Genomic DNA, 17,491 nt, shown 5'->3' on the forward strand with positions numbered 1-17,491 from the left:
TTCAGCATACAGCTCTCTTGATGTCGCAAGTCGCCGCTTATTTGGAACCTGAATGTAAGAAGGAAGGAGGTCTGGCATAACATGAGGCACCAATTGACTGCTTCGCGGAGAACAAGAACGGCCATTCGAATGTCGGTAGGGGAGCGCATCTTCCATGTGTTGAACTATCTGTTTTTTGCCCTTGTGTCGTGGACGACATTGTTCCCATTTCTCAATTTGATTGCGAAGTCGCTCAGCAGTGAGGAAGCGGTTATGTCAGGGAGCGTGTCCTTGTTCCCGGTTGATATTCAGTTCGGAACGTACTTATATGTGCTGCGCGACTCTCAATTCATGAATGCTTTCCTCGTATCGGTCACAATTACCGTGGCGGGAACGGCTCTCGGTCTGTTCATGACCGCATTGGCCGCATATCCCTTATCCAAGCCGCGTCTGCGCGGACGCAAAATATTCATCTTGATGTATGTGTTCACCATGCTGTTCAGTGGTGGTCTTATTCCTACGTATTTGCTCATGCACCGATTGAATCTGATCGATACACTGTGGGTGCTCTTTCTGCCGAGCATGGTTAGCGTGTTTAATATGCTGATTATTAAAAACTACTTCGAGTCTCTGCCCGATGAGCTGGAGGAATCGGCCAAGATGGACGGAGCATCGAATTTGACAATCTTGTTCCGCATTACGGTTCCATTGTCGCTGCCGGTGTTCGCTACCATTGCACTCTTCTTTGCGGTAGGCTTCTGGAATGATTACTTTGCCTCGATGATCTATATCAATACGGCAGAGTTGAAGCCGCTGCAATTGTACTTGAAGGAACTGCTTGCGCATTCCAATATCACATATCAGGATGGCGGGCATGTAACGAATATTGATGCGGTCATGAACACGACGCCTCAGGCTATACAGGCCGCTTCGATTCTTGTTGCAACCTTGCCCATATTGCTGGTATATCCGTTCCTGCAAAAATACTTCGTGAAAGGGGTGCTGATTGGTTCCGTAAAAGGGTAATGCGGTGAAGATATTTCGGGGGACATCCAAAAGAGCGGAGGTATGTTCATGCAACGTAAACAGGTATGGATATCATTGATTTCGATTGTAATGGTCTTGTCACTTCTCGGCTGCAACAGCGCCGGTTCAGGGCAGGGTGCGTCAGGAGGAGAAGGCGGCAAGCAGCTCCGTCAGCTGATGCAGTTCGATCGCTTCGAGCCGAATAGCGATCCGGTAGCCGTGTACTTGAAGGAGAAGACGGGATATTCCGTGAAGTATGAGATGCTTCCTGCGGAAAATGCCGACGAGAAGCTGAACCTGCTCATGGCGAACAAGGAGTCTTATGATATTATGAAGCTCGCTTCGGCCCAATACTATCAGCTTGTATCGTCTGGTGCGCTGGAGCCGCTGGATGATCTGATTGAGAAGTATGGAACGAATATGAAACAGGTTATCGGCCCAGATTCTTGGAATGGTGCCCGTTATGACGGCAAAATTTACGCTATACCAGAAACGGGCGGAGGCGGAACCTCATCGAATGCGCTCGTCGTCCGCCAAGATTGGCTTGATGAACTGGGCTTGAAGATGCCGACGAACCTGGATGAACTGGTGACGGTGCTGAAGACATTCAAGGAGAAGAAGAATGTAATTCCGCTGACGGGAGGCAAGATCCCTGTACATCCGGATATCGCCAGTGTGTTCGGCTTAACGACGGCTTGGTTGGAGCGGGAAGGCAAGATCATTCACGCAGTTGAAGCTCCCGAGATGAAGGAATATTTGAAGTTCATGAATACGCTGTACAAAGAGGGACTAATCGACTCCGAGTGGGGCATTAATACGGCGGATAAATCGATTGAGAAGATGGCAAGCGGCAAGGCTGCCATGTATAGTCCAGGGTGGTGGATTGCTCCGAACTTGGAAAATGCACTTGCGAAGAATTTCCCAGATGCGAAGCTTGCGATTGTGCCGGTATTGAAGGACAAATCGGGGAAAGCGCGTGTAGGCACGCCGGGCAATACGATTAATTATTACATTGCAATTCCGAAGTTCGCGAAGAACAAGGAAGAAGCGGTGAAGTGGCTCGACATGAAGTTCGATAAGGATATTTTCAAGGGGATCGCTATCGGCGAAGAAGGCGTACATCACAAGTTTGAAAATGGAGCCTACTCGCCGATTCTGCCGAAGTTCGCAGATGAGCGTACAAATGCAAGCTCATTCTTGACGGGTGTGGACGAGAAGAACTATCCGATCTACTGGCAGGCGAGATTGAAGAAAAACCCAATCGTTGAGAACTACTTCAACACATTCCAGAAAAATGCGGAGGGCCTGTTAATCGCTGATCCACTCGGTTCAGCGCCTCCAATGCCGGATATCTCGAAGAACGTGCAGCGGTTGAACAAGTATCAAGAGGACACGTTCATTAACTATATTAGCGGAACGGAATCGCTCGACAATTATGACCAGTTCCTCGCGGAATGGCATGCACAGGGTGGGGCAGATATGGTGAAGGCCGCGAATGATTGGTATGCGAAGCGTTAAGCATGAGCAAAAAACAAGATAGGTATGCTGAATGCAGATATCGTCTGCAAGATGTGTGCACAGCAAAGGGGATGGCCCGAGATTCAAGGGCCACCCCTTTTGTGGATGATGGGGAAGCTTATTACTGCGTCCTCACGATGTGAACGAGAAATCGATGAGGAAGGAAGTTCATCGACCGAAGAAGTTATTTCATTCATTGAAGGAAAATGGATTAATACATGAATCAAAGAAATACGAAGAAAACAGGAGATCGTAAATGTTGCGATTCGCCCGTTTTTTTGATGTTCCACGGAAGCGAAATTGCCGCTCAAGGCTGAATTTGGCCGAATACGGCGGCCTAGGGGCTGGACTGTTGCACAAAATCCTAGATTTGGTACATATAAGAACAAATATCGCCACTAAAAAAGATAGAAACCCTTCCATTTTTTTGTTGGGTGGCATTAACTTTATTTACAATAATTTGAATTTCTTAATTGAATCCGAGGTGAAAAACAGCTATGAAAAATAGAAATGTAACAGGTATAGTATTGGCCATAATTTATTGTATTGTCCTTTTTGTGATTTTAACTGATGCACCCCCTGGTGAAGCTCCAAATAATCCGCTATGGGTATACTCAATGATTCCACTTGGAGCTGTTGTAATTACCTTCCTCTTTGATTATGTCATCAAGTTCGATTTGTTCGATTTCTTCAAAAAAAAGAATGAATGGAAGAAAAAAATGATAGAATCAAAAATTTCCAAAACATTTTTTGCAGGAGTTCTGCTCTCTACATCCATTTCAATTCCAGCCAAAGTAGATGCTAATAAAGTAAAGTATGAAAACCTGCAAACCGGCCAATAAAAGAACCCTCCAAAACTAGAATTCTGGAGGGTTCTTTTATTTATGTCATTAGGTTGATTAAGTTCTGGTTCCTATGCTGCGGGAAGAATCGATACATGCTTCCTTTATACGGGTCTTGTAGAAGGCCATTGCAGTACAATGCCGAGCTGCTGCAGCTGCTTCTGAAAGGCGCTAAGATGCTTCTCGTCACTTCGCACAGCGCGCGGGACTATCCCTTGATTCAGTGCATATGCAGCCAGTGCGCCAGCTGATTCGCCAATGTTCCATTCTGCTGGATGCACACGGTAACAGCCATTGGTAATATGCGTTGTTCCGATATTTTTGCAGGCGGGAATCAGATTGTCCATGCGAACCGGAAGCAAGCTCCCTAACGGGATTTGGAACGGCAAGGAGGAGATATCGATATAGTTTTTGCCTCCGGTCGACGGATGAAGGTCAATCCGATAGCATCCGATGCCGACGGAATCAGCAAATGTCTCAGCAGGCTGACCAGGACGACAGTCGGTGGCAATGTGCTGCTCGAGCACAGTGAATTCCGCTTGAATCCGTCTTGATTCCCGTACATAAGGATACATGGCGAATCCGTCTGCTGTGCCGGCGACATCCGGCCGCAATCGTAGGCCCGGATAGCCGACGCCTCCGTCGGGACGCGGTGCTTCTGTCTGCAGCCAGTACAGAAGCGATAGGCTGAGCTGCTTGGCATCGAATAGGCTCCGCTGCTTCTCTTCTTCGCTTACATCGATAATCGAACCAAGCCAGTAGTCATTCTGCGGCCAATTGACGACCGACACCGGAGTAGGGAGTACGCCAGAAGTTTGATCATACAGCGACGGGTTCGTAATTTGCCGATAATGGAACAGTGGGAACTTCCCTGTCTCCCAGAAGAGGGAGTAGGTGATGGGTTCCAGCGTCGTTGGCTTGACTGCCGTCCAGCTTAGAAGACGATCCGGCCAGAACGAAGGCTGATATTGGCTCCAGAAGTCATAGCGTGCAGGCTTCGGAATCGTATAATCTCCGTCCTTGTCGTAATCAACGGCGTAGCAGTAAGTGAAGCCCTGCATATTCTGCGGTTCAGGGTCGCCCGGCACGGCGTGCGGTTCGCCGGTATCACGCTGCGATTCTGCACCTGTGACATACTCTGTGCCCGAGAGGGCAAGCAAGTCTCCGCATTCGGTTGCGTCGAGGAAATACGCCCCAGTTAGGACATATTCGTTGCCCGCTGCATCCTGAGCGGTTACCGCACGGATGCGGTCGCCATCAACCTCGGCATTGGTGGCGCGGCATTGCATAAGAATGGTAAGCTGTCCGTTGTTCACATAAGGGAATAACATCGACTCCAGCACAGACAGAGCTACGCGTGGATCATGGCAGAGGCGGCTTACAAGGCCGCTCCCGGGGTTCAGCTCCGGGTTCGAGCGGGCGTTCATGGCCAGAGGGAGATGTTCCCGGTAGTAGCGGCGTATTTCATTGCGGAATTGCCTGTATGTCTGCGTGCATCCGAATTGTTCGATCCACGGGTGCTCGTCTGGCGGAACCAGTTGGCTTGTCAATTGGCCGCCGATACGGGCGGTCTCCTCCGTCAGTACCACTGTCTTGCCTAATCGACAAGCGGAGAGAGCAGCTGCACAGCCTCCTACACTTCCACCAATAATAACGAGCTCGGCGTTCTTCTCCATATTCGGTGAGGGTGACACTCGATCAGCTCCTTCGCAATATTTTCCAATTAATACTTACCCCAATCAGTATAGGAAAGAATCATACTGCTTCCCATAGAATCTGATTGCTATTGTTGGTAGATTGAATGCTAGTTGACTGAAGTAGGGAGAGTATGCGGATTGGTGTCTAATTTTCCAGGCCGGTTCGTTGCATAAAAAAGTAGACACGCGAGGCGGAAAGAGGGATGCGCCAATACGTGTCTATGTTCAGAAGGGGGGATTCCTCATGCCATAAGAAATCCGTAATTTCGTTATTGCTTGATACGTTGTTCGATCTTCGCTGTAATGTCTTTCTTCTCTTTCATGTACTGCTCCACGACTTCGTAGAGGGTCACGCCTGTATCAAGTGACTTCTTATCCTTGAACATGGCATAACCGTCGCCACCGGCGATTAAGAAGTCATTTACTGCTACGCGGTACGTTTTGTCAGCCTCCACCGCTTTACCGCCAACCTTCACATCCGAGACACGGCTTCCTTTTGGCTTTTTGATGTCGAAGGAGAATGTGATACCAGCAACTTGAGGGAAGCGGCCGGAACCAGCTTCGATCTCACTAACGCCATTTTCCAAGGCTGCTGTTAAATCACTGCCCTTCGCTTCAACAACAGCAAGTGTATTCGGGAATGGGAGCACATCATACAAGTTGCGCTTCGTAATATCACCCTTCATGATGGTTGTACGAATACCGCCTGAGTTCGTTATGGCCAGATCGGCTTCGAATCCAGGCATTGTACGCGTGCGCGCCAGCATGGCATCTGCTACTAAGTTGCCCATAATCGTCTCCTGCTTCCGCACTCTGGCACGATCGCCATCCAGATCTACGCTTGCAGTAGCAATTTTTTCGTTCAACAAGGAGTCGGTTTCTTTCTTCAGAGATTCTACAATGGCAGCTACTTCTGGGTCTGGCTTCGTCGCTTCATCGTACTTGATCAGTCCGCCAGAGAAATGAACCAAATCCTTGCCATGGTAGTACAGATCAACACGGCCGAGCGATTTCGCGTATTCCCAGTCCTGCACAATATACGTGCCGTTAACGAGTTCAGGCTGATTTACTGGTGTATGCGTATGTCCGCCTACAATGATGTCGATGCCTGGAACCTGTTTGGCCATTTCACGGTCATAGGATATTCCCGTGTGGCAGAGGACGATGACATGGTCAGCTTCCTCGCGCAGCTTCGGTACCCATTCCTTCGCGACTTCGATTGGATCCTTGAACGTTAAGCCCTTGACGTTGTCAGGATGCGTAACAATTGGTGTATCTGCAGTGACCAATCCAAGAATCGCGAATTTCTTGCCGCCGATCTCTTTCATGACGTACGGCTGCAGGAGGTTCTTCCCTTGTGCATCGAATACGTTCGCAGCGAGTACAGGGAATTTGAACATCTTCGTCAGTTTCGTAAGCTGCTCGTAGCCGAAGTCATACTCATGGTTGCCGGACGCCATAAAGTCATAACCAAGTGCGTTAGCCAGCTTTGTTGCGGTTTCCCCTTTGGACAGGTTCACATAAATTGTACCTTGAATCATGTCGCCTGCATCCAGCACCATGGAATTCGGGTTCTCTGCACGAAGCTCCTTCATCAACGTAGCGAGCTTAGCGTAGCCCATTTCCTTCGCTTTCTCGTCTTCTAACATATGTCCATGCGTATCGTTCGTATGTCCGAGCGTAATATGTGTCGTAATGGCATCGCCGAGTGCTGTGAAGAACTGCTCGCGTGTCACCGTATCTCCTGTCACTGCTACATCAAGCCCTGCCTTCTTGGCTACAGCTTGCAGTGTCGCAGCAGGAACCGGACGATGGAGCTCTTTCCATTGCGCTGCATCCACGATGTTGTTCTGCTTCGCCCAAGTGAGTGCTTTGGCTGCCCAGCCTTGGATGGAAGGATCAATGGCTTTCACTTCTTTTTCCTTGTCTTGTACGCGGGCAATCATCGCCACTGCTTCAGCAAGTGTGACTGGGCGATCAAGCGCCAGACCATCATTGGATCCGGTTATGTAGCTTTTCGATTGCATCCATTCCAGGTGGTTAATTGGGTTCACAGGTGCTGCAAATAATGATCCAGCGAATAGAGTACTAATCAATGTTGTCAGAACTGCGGCAGTACCTAGCTTTTTCTTATTCATAAACGGACCTCCATGCTTGCTTCATATTTGAAATGTATATGTAATAGATATGAGTGATATATGTATCGTAGGACACGGGGGTTGGGAGATTGTTAACTAGAACCTAAGAAATTGTAAATTTCAACTTCGTCGATGAAGGGGGACTTTGGCGTTGTTATGTTGCACGTTGGGCAGCCCGATGGGCTTAATTTCCCCCAAATCAAAACAAATGATTGGATATGCTTGAATAGAATTCATTTCGTTCGAGGAGTGGATGTAGATAGATGCATGCTGAAATCAAATTCATTCATCACGTCGGCCATGTAGTCTCCGATATGGAAGCTGCGCTTGAGCTGTACAGAAAACTGGGATTTGTGTGTTCGCCGCCGTCCTATCCGGTGATGTCCGAAAATGAAGGAGAACCGTCGAAACCGTTCGGAGCTGCTAATGCGCATGCCGATTTTTTAGGCAGTTTCATCGAAATCGTAACCGTTGCCCAACAAGGCGCGAGGATTCCTGACAATGCCCAGCTCATCCCGCTGCAGGCATCGCCGGACGTGCTGCAAGCAATAGTCGAGAAAATCAGACGGACTGTCGATACCATCTCTAGATGTCTGTCTCGTTATGAAGGAGCGCATATTCTTAGTTTCGGTACCGAGGACGCTGACAAGACAGCGCATCGTTTCAAAATGAGAGGAATCGGGCATAGCGGCGTTAACACCGTGCAGCGGCCTCTTGAGATATCCAAGGGAGAGGGGACTCAAGTGGTTCCCGTTCGTTATTTGGAAATCGACGGGGACAATGCACTTGAAGGGCGTCTGGTCGTAGCGGAAAATCCACCCTCAACCATTATGGAAAAGCAAGTGCACCCCAGCCATCCGAATGGAGCCACGGATCTGGTCGAATCAATCCTATGCGTAGACGATTCCGAACTAGACGAATTTACTCGGCGATATGGCCGGTACTTGGAATGTGAGGCTCAGACAGATGGAGTGGCACATTTTTTTAATTTGGAAAAGGCTCGTATCACGATTGTCCCCGAATCGAGGCTATCAGAGCTTCTGCCGGGAGAGACGGCACCCCCAGTTCCGGGATTTGTCGGGTACGTAGTAGCAGTACGCGATATCTCCCACACCAGGCACTATCTTGAAAGAAATGGTTTGCCGGTAGTCGAGACGGCGTCAGGTGACCTCTTCGTACCAGCAGCTTTGACACTTGGTACTGCTATCGTGTTTAGGAAGGAGTAGCCGCGGAGGGGGAGTCAGGATATTCGTTCACAAAAAACCGCCCCCATCTCATGATACAGATAGGGGTGGTTTGTCATAGAATTCAAAGGAATAGTCTATTGAGTCTTCAAAAAACCTACAGCTCGTCGAAGCCGTTGTCATCGCCGACCTTGCCGTAAGTGCGGGACTTCGCTTCGAAAAAGTCGGTCTTCGTGGCATTCAAGGCTTCGTCCGAGAAAGGCTTAATCCACGGCATGCAGTTTACGTCAACGCCTTCATATAGCTTCTCCATACCGATAAGGCTTAACCGGCGATTGGCAATGTGCTTAATGTAATCCGACAATTCACGCAGATCAATGCCGCGTACCTGCTTGAGCGTATAATGGGCCCAGTTGGTCTCCAATTGTACAGCACGGTCAATCGTATCGTACACAAATTGGCGGTTAGCCTCGGTATTCAGCTCTGGGAAGTCCACAAACAGCTGTTTGAATACCTCACCGAAGAAGTAGCAATGCTGGTTCTCATCACGTTGAATGTAGGAGATCATTTGGCTCGTCGCCATCATCTTCTGATCCCGGGCTAAATTGTAGAAGAAAGCGAACGTACTATAGAAGAAGATCCCTTCCAATATCAGATCCGCTACAAGCGCTTCAAAGAACGTCTGAGGTGTTGAATTATCGCGGAATGTCTGATAAATGTCCGCAATGAATCGGTTCCGTTCGAGCAGCACACGATCATGCTTCCAATATTCGAAGATATCCTTCTGCTCTTGCTCGGATACAAGAGAGGACAGTACATAGGAATACGATTGGTTATGCACGACTTCCTGTTGCGCAATGATAGCCGATATGGCTTCTAGCGATGAGTCAGTGAAGTAGTTCTTCACATCACCGACGAACATCGTCTGCATGGAATCGAGCACAGCAAGCAGCGAGATATTGATTTTAAATGCATGCTTCTCTTCTTCGTCTAACAGCGGGAATTGCTGCGCATCCTTCGCCATCGGAATTTCATCCGCAATCCAATGATTTTGAAGGAGAACTTTGTACAATTTATACATATGCGGCATACGAATGTCGTTCCAATTCAATATGCCGGAGCATTCGCCTAGAATAATTCGTGTCGATTGATTCGGTGCTTCTGTATTGAAGATGAGCTGCCGATTCAGCTCACGATCTAACAATGTCATAGAACTCTTCCTCTCTATACGCCTGATTCCCCGTGCACAATCATGCACAAATTGGTTGCTGTCAAAGTCAACCAGTAGGAAAGGGCTGTGGTGCTGTATGTAACGTTCAGTAGCCCTTCCCGATCTTATAAACGGATTTCCGTAACAGTGCGTGTTCAAAAAGGCCACTTCATGATTTACGTCGTGATCAAAAGCGGACTTTTTGAACAACCTCTAACAGTGATTCGAGTCCGTCGCTGGACAATGGGTGCGTTACGAGCTGCACGCTTCGCATTCTTCCACGGTTAATGCTTGACTGCGCACGTAATACGTTGACTTCAGCCCAGCCTTCCATGCATGAAGATGGAGAGAAAGAAAGTCTACAGCGCGAATATCCGGACGTACATATAAGTTGAAGCTCTGTGCTTGATCGATATGGCGCTGACGTGCCGCTGTCATACGAATGGACCAGTTCTGGTCGAGACGGAAGGCTGTCTTGTAATACCACATTGTCTTCTCCGAAAGATCCGGAGCAGGATTGGCAATCTTGTACGTCGTCTTCTCCTCATAGCTAAGCAGGTCATAGACTGGATCAATGCTTGCCGTTGAGCCCGCAATAATGGAAGTAGAACCGTTCGGAGCTACCGCCATCAGCCATGCATTGCGCATGCCGTTCGCCTGTACCTTATCCGCAAGTTCTTGCCACTGTTCGGTCGTCACGAATTTGCCTTGGCGGGTGCCTGTTGTATATTCTCGATCGGAGAAATAGCGGCCGTTCTCCCATTCCGATTGAGCGAAGAGCGGATATGCTCCTTTTTCCTTAGCAAGCTCCATGCTGGCCTGAATCGCCAGGTAGTTGATCTTCTCATAGAGCGCGTCATTATATTGCACGGCTTCTTCGGACTCCCAAGCGATGCCCTCTAGGGCAAGCAGGTGGTGCAGGCCGAAGGTTCCAAGTCCAATTGCGCGATAGCGGCGGTTCGTATGCTGCGCCTGAAGCACCTCAATGCGATTAATGTCGATAACATTGTCGAGCATGCGAACCTGAATTGGAATAAGTCGCTCCAGAATATCGGCACGCACAGCACGTGCTAGATGGACTGAGTTCAGATTGCATACGACAAAATCACCAGGGATCTTGCTAATAATAATGCGAGACTGTCCATCCTGAGTGGTCAGCTCCTCTTGCTCAACGAGGGTAGGCGACATATTCTGCATGATTTCCGTACACAGGTTGGAACTGTAGATCATGCCATGCGCCTTGTTCGGATTCGCGCGGTTCGCGGCATCCTTATAGAACATGTACGGTGTTCCTGTCTCTAGCTGCGACTTCAAGATACGCTTCATAATGTCGATCGCAGGCAGTGTAATGCGTGGCAGGTTTGAATTCGCAACTGCCTCGGCGTATTTATCACGGAACTGGCCTTGACCACGCTGCTCGTCGTAGAAATCCTCAAGTCCAAGTGGGCGTCCATGGTTATCCTTCCAGCCCATGATCTTCTTCACTTCGTGAGGACAGAACAGATGCCAATCCTCCCGGTTCTCCACCGCCTCCATGAACAGATCCGGCAAGCTCACCCCGTGGAAAATATCATGCGCCCGCATGCGCTCATCCCCGTTGTTCAACTTCAAGTCGAGGAAGGACAGAATATCCTTGTGGAACACATCCAAGTATACGGCGATCGCGCCCTTGCGTGTGCCCAATTGGTCGACACTGACGGCTGTATTGTTAAGCTGGCGAATCCAAGGGATAACGCCTGAACTTGTATTTTTATGTCCGCGAATATCGGAGCCGCGTGCCCTGATCTTGCCGAGGTATACGCCGATACCGCCGCCCATCTTGCTGAGGCGGGCTACATCGGTGTTGGACTCGAAGATGCCCTCCAGCGAGTCGTCTACTGTGTCGATGAAGCAGCTGGATAATTGTCCGGCCACCTTCTTGCCTGCATTCGCCATCGTCGGTGTAGCAGCGGTCATGTATAGATTAGCCATTGCCCAGTATGCTTCTTTAGCCAGCTCTACTCGGCGCTCTGCCGGCTCCTTGTGCATCAAGTACATAGCAATGATCATATAACGTTCCTGCGGCAGCTCCATCGTGCGGCCTTCGAAGTCAGTGGCGAGATACCGCTCTGCTAATGTCAGAAGTCCAATGTAGTCGAAGATAAGATCGTGCTCCGCTTGAATGGATTGTCCAAGTTCTCGAATTTGTTCAGGTGTGTAAGCTTCCAGCAATTCTTGACGGTAAATACCTAGATCGCATAGACGAGAGATAAGCTTGTAGAAATCTCCGTAAGGCTTATCCGGATATGCCTTATAGTTGCGATGGAGGGCGGCCTCCTTATATAGCTTCGTTAATAAGGAATGTGCGGCAACGAACTTCCAATCCGGTTCTTCCTTCGTCACCAATTCCAACGCAGTCATCATGCTGGCTTGAGTAATATCTGCAGCCTGTACGCTGCTGCTGCGCAGCTTCGACAGCAAACTGCGGTACCAGCGTTCACGATCAAGCTGAGGGTAGGGAGCCATCATTCGCTCTCCGTAGCGCTTAATGCGTTCCGTATCGAAGGCAAGGGAGCGATTGTTAGGCTTGTGAACGGTGTGGACGATAGGTGTAGTCGTCTGCATTCGTGAGTATTCCTCCTCGAATATCGAATTGAGATGGAGCTTAGCTATCTATGTCGGAGTCGTTCAGAAGAAATAAAACTTCAAGTTGAGTGCTGGTTATGTATCCAAGATAAAGGGCTGATAATAGGCCTGAATGAAGCACTCTTCTGTCTAAGCGCATAAGAACAGCGCGTGCGCCATACATGGACGCACACCTTCATCATTCTCGACATTCCGATATGGCTTATACAAGTTGTCATCTACCTAGCGATTGTTAACAAGCCCCAAAAACGAACCTCGAATACAGCGTAAGGGTTATCCGTTGCTGCTGTTCTCGAGGTCATTTGCACTTTATGCGTATTGGTAGTAGTGATTTCTTAACAATCACAACATGTAGATATTCTTTTGTAAATATACTACAACATATAGGGTAAGTAAATAGGCGCAAGGTGATAAATGTCACTGGTTTTGGAGTGTTACATTGGCAAAATTCCTTGCCAGCAAGCTTGTCCGAGGGATGTAAGCGGGGGGCAAAAAATATTTTTTTACTGCGATTCCTTGCTGAGGGAAGGATGGAGGGAGATGTTGTGATCGCATATGGTGAAAACCCTGTTTGTCCACGTACAGTGGACAAAACAGATTGCCAGTTGATGTCGAATAAAGAGGGGAAAAGGGCGGCAGCCAGAGTTTGTGCGACATTTCATTTGAATGCATTATCGATGTACTGGCTGCACGTATGTATGGGAAGAGGGTGGAACTGTACTCTCTTTTTTCCGCTGAATCGATCACGGAGTAGAGGCACATTCGATATAAAATACATATAGAAATTTTCTTAGATTTAGTTTGCAGGAAGTGGACTTGCGGGACTCCTCCAGCTCTCGCATGCGCAGGCGTACTTCTTGAAAATCGAACAACCGCGCCGCGAAGTATTCAAAGGTGGGGTTGCCGTAATCGCTCAATCCGATAGAGGACAAGTTAGTAAGCGCTTGCAAAGTTAATCGTCTAATTCGCTGTTCTGTTGCACGCACATCGCGCTTGAGATGATCTCCTGCAGCTTGACCGTGCGATGTTACTTGTTCGTAGATCGTTTTAAGTGGCGGCAAATCTTGAAGCAGTCGTTGTTCCTGTTCTTGTCCCTTCAGCCATTTTACAATCCGAATCATATCAGGAGCACCAGCTTCCCCGACAACCCCTAGTTGCAGGAGCAGTGATCTGGCTTGCTGTTCTATATTCTTCTCCTGTTGCACAGGTGCTTGCCCCTGCCATGCATGCAGGGCTTCCGTCCCAGATACTTCGAAGACGCGAAGTGAATTTCGGATAGATTGCATGGATTTCTCCAATCGCAAATGGTCGGATACGCGCCGAAGAACAGACAACACCTCCAAGCGATTGATAGGCTTTTGGATGAATGTGTCCACCCCTTGTTGGTAGGCCTCGCCGATCATTTCTTTGTTTTCGACTTGGGAGATCATGATGAAGCGGCCGTTGTAATCATGTTCGCGCAGTGACTTTACCGTCTCAATTCCATCGCGGCCCGGCATAAGCAAGTCAATGATGACAATGTCTGCATGGCTGACAACCTCTGCCGATACATAGGATCCGTCACCGGCCTCGCCGACGACTTCGCCAAGACCACTTTCGCTAACGATCCGCATAAGCATTTTACGAATAGCAGGGTCGTCCTCGACAAGATAGAATTTTAACAAGTGAACACCCTCCTCTCAAGTTAAATGCTCTACAGGAATCCGAATTTGAAAACATGTATGTCCGGGAGTGCTGGTTACGTCAATGTCGCCCTTGAATAGCTGGACGATGTCAGTGGCATGCGATAAGCCAATGCCTGTTGAAGAGTTACCCTCAGCATCGAATTTAGTTGTATATCCGGGATGGAAGATCAGTTCAATATCGTCTGCCGAGATGCCAGGCCCGTCATCGATGATAGAGAACAAGAGGAGCCCGTCATGCAAATCAACCTGCAAATCGATTCGACCTTCCTGTGGTATCGCTTCAACAGCATTGGATGCAATGTTGTTCAACACAGAGAGAAGCGGATAGATCTCGGTGGTAGAGAGATTCATGTTGCAGCTGGAATGTAAATGGATCTGCTTCCCGAGCAGCAGGCCGTAGTTGGTATTCGCCCGTACGACCATGGCGCATAATTCGGCAATCTGAATGCGTTTGGAGAGCATGCGTTCCTGATGAATGATTTTGAATAGGCCGGACAGAATGCGCTCGGAGTCTTTCTTCAGCTCATGTACATGCTTGGCAATCTGCAATGCTTGTGCTGCATCTGCATAGAGCCGCTGCTTGAGCGATTGATACAGCCGATAGCTTTCGCGCGTAATTTCTTCAATATGTGACATGGACTTGCGTAAATAGAACGCTTCTTCGAACAGATCGGAATTGATCATCATGAGACGTTCCAATTCCAGACGACGCTGTTCTGCCTGTGCCCGAACTTGTCGAATGGCCAGCATATTGCACAGACCTACGGCGAAGAAGCTGCGCAGCAGGCCAACGAGAATGATGAGCAGGTATTCCTGATAGCTCATGTTGGACGGAGTGCCCGAGGCAATGCGAACGAGCAGTTCCACACCATTGGATGCCATATCGGCAAGTGCGCCGTATATCGCGACCTTCACATGATATTCCACATTCGCTTTCAATTTGAGCAGGGAGATGATGGCGGCGAAGGTGACGTAGTAAAAAAATACAGGCATGTGCTGTGCAAATCCAAGAGGAATGGGGATATCATAGAGCAGCAATCCAAGCGCGATCCGGAATACTACAACGAATGCCCCTACTGAGATACCCGTGGCAAGCACGGGAACTGAGAACCACAGCAACCCGAAAAAGAAGGCCATGATGCCGAGCGAAAAGCGAAAATCACCGCCGAATGGGGTGATTTTCATCTCACCGAGCAGCCCTGTGGACAATAATATGATGCTCCAAATAAGCAGCCTCTGGTCACGCAATCGAATATGAACACTCCTTTCCGCAAGCTCCGATACTGCACGTGTATGCTGATGCCTCTTCTTATCGTACCGGAAAAGAGGGTATGTTGTCTTGTAGAATTATCCATATTCAGGAATGTTTGTGCTCCAGCCTGCGTGAGGCGAGGGATAACAAGTAATTAACTATGCAATAGAGCAGGGCGGCAAACAAGAATGTTGGAATGACGTAATTGATATTTTGCCCATTAATGATCTGCACATGGTTCATCAATTCCGGCAGGGCAATGACGACGGCGAGTGAGGTATCCTTCAATAGCGAGATAAATTGGCTGACGATGGGCGGAACCATTCGCCGAAGCGCGATGGGAAGAACAATATGCCTTAGCGTCTGAGTCATTGTCAGCCCGGATGAGCGTCCTGCTTCGAGGAGTCCTTTTTCAACTGAGTTCAACCCACCCCGCACGATTTCAGAAATCATGGCCGATTCAAAAATAACAAGAGCGACTATGGCCGCTGTAAATTTATCAAGCTTAATACCGATCTGCGGCAGGGCAAAATACGTAAAGAAGATGATCAGCAATAGGGGCAGGTTACGAATGATCTCCACCACGATGGCAAATAGCTTGCCTAGAATGGGGACTTGGGCATATCGAACGGTTCCGACTATGACGCTGATGATAAAGCTAATGATAATGGACACTATGGCGACTTCTAAGGTGATAATGGCGCCTTGCAGTAAAAACTGCATATTAACAGGGGACAACGCTCCAATGAAATCCATTATGCTTCGACTCCCTTCACACCTTGATATTTAAGTTCCAAATAACGAATACCGAAGCTGAGTGGAATCGTCAGCACCAAATAAAACATCGCGGCAAAAATATAGGTGCTAAACGTGTCGAATGTATCGGAATTGATTAAATCAGCTTGATACATGATGTCTGTAGCGGATAGAACAGTGAAGATGGACGAGTTTTTGACCAAGTTCAAAAATTGGTTGCCGAGTGGCGGAATAACCAACTTGACGGCCTGCGGCAGGATGACATGCCACATTGCTTGCGTATAGGTCAGTCCAGAAGATCGAGCAGCCTCCATCTGTCCTTTGGGGATTGCTTGAATTCCAGCACGAATCACTTCCGCGATGAAAGCAGAAGTATACACGGTCAAGGCGGTAAGACCCGCCACAAATGGGATAAGGACGGTGCCAATTACGAGCGGAAGCCCGACCAGCGTAAAAAAGGCAATGAGCATCAGTGGGATGTTGCGAATAAATTCAACATAGATCGTACCAAGCCATTGAAGCGGCTTGACGGGTGTGATGCGAAATACCGCGATGATTGCACCTAGGATAAAGCTTGCCACGAGTGAAATCAGGCTGGCAGCCAGCGTGCCTCCCAGCCCGATCAAGTAGCGATCCAGATGCTCGCTCAGAATCGAAAAGTTGATAAACATCAATGTTCCTCCCTCGTTGATAGGCTGGATGAACCCGAAAGAGGGGATGAGCGGCCAGCGCTTATCCCCTCACCGGAATCCGTACGGACATGACGGTCTGTTAGTTTGGCTTTTTGCCGATCCATTTCTCGTATATTTTGTCGTATTCACCGTTCTCCTTCAGCTCTTTCAGGGTGTCGTTCACGGCTTTAACTAGTTCTACTTCTCCCTTGCGAATGCCGATGCCATAAGGCTCCTCTGTAAATGTCTCATCTAAGACACGGAAGTTGCTGTCCTGCTGAGCCATTCCATACAGCAGGGCGTTGTCAGTCGTCAACGCATTGCCCTGCTTAGCCTTCAAGGCTGTAAATGCTTCTGCATAATTTTCAAACTCCAGAATTTGCGCGTCAGGTGCAGATTCGCGAATGTTTTTGGCGGATGTAGAGCCTTTGGCTGTGAGTACCTTGGAATCATTGGTCAAATCCTTAATGGAGTTAATGGGGCTGTCAGCAGGGACAAGCAGGGACTGGCCAGCTGTAAAATATACATCCGAGAAATCAATCTCTTTTTTGCGCTCGTCGGTTATCGTCATGGTTGCGATAATGAAGTCTATGTCGCCATTTTTGAGCATCGGAATCCGTGTCTTCGATGTCACCTCCATGAACTCGATCGCATCCTCATTGCCCAGCACCTTTTTGGCAATTTGTTTCGCAATATCAATGTCCAAGCCTTGCACTTTTCCGGTGGCAGGGTCTTTCAGTCCAAATAGGTTCAGGTCATACTTTACGCCGGCAATAATTTTGCCCCGATTTTTGATTTTTGCAAGGGCGTTTTCTCCTTCAGAGGCTTGATTGCCGCAAGCGGATAAAGCGCTTACAATAAAGGCGGCTACAATTGTCATGCTCATCAATTTCATCCAACGTTTCATG

Annotated in this window: 14 protein-coding genes; 5 read left to right on the plus strand and 9 right to left on the minus strand. The window is 48.6% G+C overall.

The window, feature by feature from the left end:
* Positions 1-81: 81 nt before the first annotated feature.
* The 4 genes from ABN764_RS12555 (at position 82) to ABN764_RS12570 (ending at position 3,365) form a co-directional block, all read left to right on the plus strand.
* On the plus strand, positions 82-1,005 hold the full coding sequence (locus ABN764_RS12555) for a carbohydrate ABC transporter permease (RefSeq protein WP_021256303.1): 924 nt from the start codon (positions 82-84) through the stop codon (positions 1,003-1,005).
* Positions 1,006-1,053: 48 nt separating this feature from the next.
* Positions 1,054-2,523, plus strand: a complete 1,470-nt coding sequence (locus ABN764_RS12560; RefSeq protein ID WP_446672064.1) for an extracellular solute-binding protein — start codon at positions 1,054-1,056, stop codon at positions 2,521-2,523.
* Positions 2,524-2,779: 256 nt separating this feature from the next.
* Complete coding sequence (locus ABN764_RS12565) at positions 2,780-3,031, plus strand: hypothetical protein (RefSeq protein WP_446672065.1); 252 nt, start codon at positions 2,780-2,782, stop codon at positions 3,029-3,031.
* Positions 3,021-3,365, plus strand: a complete 345-nt coding sequence (locus ABN764_RS12570) for a hypothetical protein (RefSeq protein WP_446672066.1) — start codon at positions 3,021-3,023, stop codon at positions 3,363-3,365. The genes ABN764_RS12565 and ABN764_RS12570 overlap by 11 nt, the downstream gene beginning before the upstream one ends.
* A gap of 104 nt (positions 3,366-3,469) precedes the next feature.
* Here the strand turns inward: ABN764_RS12570 and ABN764_RS12575 are convergent, their stop codons facing one another.
* Both ABN764_RS12575 and ABN764_RS12580 read right to left on the minus strand, forming a co-directional pair.
* On the minus strand, positions 3,470-5,041 hold the full coding sequence (locus ABN764_RS12575) for an FAD-dependent oxidoreductase (RefSeq protein ID WP_446672252.1): 1,572 nt from the start codon (positions 5,039-5,041) through the stop codon (positions 3,470-3,472).
* Positions 5,042-5,331: 290 nt separating this feature from the next.
* The gene (locus ABN764_RS12580) at positions 5,332-7,200 is read right to left on the minus strand and encodes a bifunctional metallophosphatase/5'-nucleotidase (protein WP_174809658.1); all 1,869 of its coding nucleotides are present in this window, start codon (positions 7,198-7,200) and stop codon (positions 5,332-5,334) included.
* A 263-nt stretch (positions 7,201-7,463) separates the two neighbouring features.
* On the opposite strand from ABN764_RS12580, the gene ABN764_RS12585 reads away from it, so the two are divergent.
* The gene (locus ABN764_RS12585) at positions 7,464-8,426 is read left to right on the plus strand and encodes a VOC family protein (RefSeq protein WP_446672067.1); all 963 of its coding nucleotides are present in this window, start codon (positions 7,464-7,466) and stop codon (positions 8,424-8,426) included.
* 115 nt (positions 8,427-8,541) lie between these two features.
* Here ABN764_RS12585 and ABN764_RS12590 read toward each other — a convergent pair whose 3' ends face one another.
* From ABN764_RS12590 to ABN764_RS12620, 7 genes are all read right to left on the minus strand, one after another.
* Entirely contained in the window at positions 8,542-9,573 is a 1,032-nt protein-coding gene (locus ABN764_RS12590; RefSeq protein ID WP_446672253.1) for a ribonucleotide-diphosphate reductase subunit beta, read from the minus strand.
* Positions 9,574-9,846: 273 nt separating this feature from the next.
* Complete coding sequence (locus ABN764_RS12595; RefSeq protein ID WP_446672068.1) at positions 9,847-12,198, minus strand: ribonucleoside-diphosphate reductase subunit alpha; 2,352 nt, start codon at positions 12,196-12,198, stop codon at positions 9,847-9,849.
* A gap of 764 nt (positions 12,199-12,962) precedes the next feature.
* Positions 12,963-13,883, minus strand: coding sequence for a response regulator (locus tag ABN764_RS12600; protein ID WP_021256294.1), 921 nt, complete (start codon positions 13,881-13,883; stop codon positions 12,963-12,965).
* Between the two features lie 15 nt (positions 13,884-13,898).
* Positions 13,899-15,152, minus strand: coding sequence for an ATP-binding protein (locus ABN764_RS12605; RefSeq protein ID WP_174811212.1), 1,254 nt, complete (start codon positions 15,150-15,152; stop codon positions 13,899-13,901).
* 109 nt (positions 15,153-15,261) lie between these two features.
* Positions 15,262-15,912 (minus strand): amino acid ABC transporter permease, encoded by a 651-nt coding sequence (locus ABN764_RS12610; RefSeq protein WP_174811501.1) that lies wholly within the window; start codon positions 15,910-15,912, stop codon positions 15,262-15,264.
* Positions 15,912-16,583 (minus strand): amino acid ABC transporter permease, encoded by a 672-nt coding sequence (locus ABN764_RS12615; protein ID WP_021262607.1) that lies wholly within the window; start codon positions 16,581-16,583, stop codon positions 15,912-15,914. Before ABN764_RS12615 ends, ABN764_RS12610 begins: the two co-directional genes overlap by 1 nt.
* 100 nt (positions 16,584-16,683) lie before the next feature.
* Complete coding sequence (locus ABN764_RS12620) at positions 16,684-17,490, minus strand: glutamate ABC transporter substrate-binding protein (RefSeq protein WP_446672069.1); 807 nt, start codon at positions 17,488-17,490, stop codon at positions 16,684-16,686.
* Position 17,491 lies beyond the last annotated feature (1 nt).

The organism is Paenibacillus wuxiensis, from assembly GCF_040195695.1.
GTDB classification, from domain to species: Bacteria; Bacillota; Bacilli; order Paenibacillales; family Paenibacillaceae; genus Paenibacillus_B; species Paenibacillus_B suaedae.

Bases quoted from the DNA above. Each gene is read 5' to 3' on its own strand.
- ABN764_RS12555 (WP_021256303.1), top strand. From the start codon at position 82: ATGAGGCACCAATTGACTGCTTCGCGGAGAACAAGAACGGCCATTCGA.
- ABN764_RS12615 (WP_021262607.1), bottom strand. From the start codon at position 16,583: ATGTTTATCAACTTTTCGATTCTGAGCGAGCATCTGGATCGCTACTTG.
- ABN764_RS12620 (WP_446672069.1), bottom strand. From the start codon at position 17,490: ATGAAACGTTGGATGAAATTGATGAGCATGACAATTGTAGCCGCCTTT.
- ABN764_RS12610 (WP_174811501.1), bottom strand. From the start codon at position 15,912: ATGGATTTCATTGGAGCGTTGTCCCCTGTTAATATGCAGTTTTTACTG.
- ABN764_RS12575 (WP_446672252.1), bottom strand. From the start codon at position 5,041: ATGGAGAAGAACGCCGAGCTCGTTATTATTGGTGGAAGTGTAGGAGGC.
- ABN764_RS12560 (WP_446672064.1), top strand. From the start codon at position 1,054: ATGCAACGTAAACAGGTATGGATATCATTGATTTCGATTGTAATGGTC.
- ABN764_RS12570 (WP_446672066.1), top strand. From the start codon at position 3,021: ATGAAAAATAGAAATGTAACAGGTATAGTATTGGCCATAATTTATTGT.
- ABN764_RS12565 (WP_446672065.1), top strand. From the start codon at position 2,780: ATGTTGCGATTCGCCCGTTTTTTTGATGTTCCACGGAAGCGAAATTGC.
- ABN764_RS12595 (WP_446672068.1), bottom strand. From the start codon at position 12,198: ATGCAGACGACTACACCTATCGTCCACACCGTTCACAAGCCTAACAAT.
- ABN764_RS12585 (WP_446672067.1), top strand. From the start codon at position 7,464: ATGCATGCTGAAATCAAATTCATTCATCACGTCGGCCATGTAGTCTCC.
- ABN764_RS12580 (WP_174809658.1), bottom strand. From the start codon at position 7,200: ATGAATAAGAAAAAGCTAGGTACTGCCGCAGTTCTGACAACATTGATT.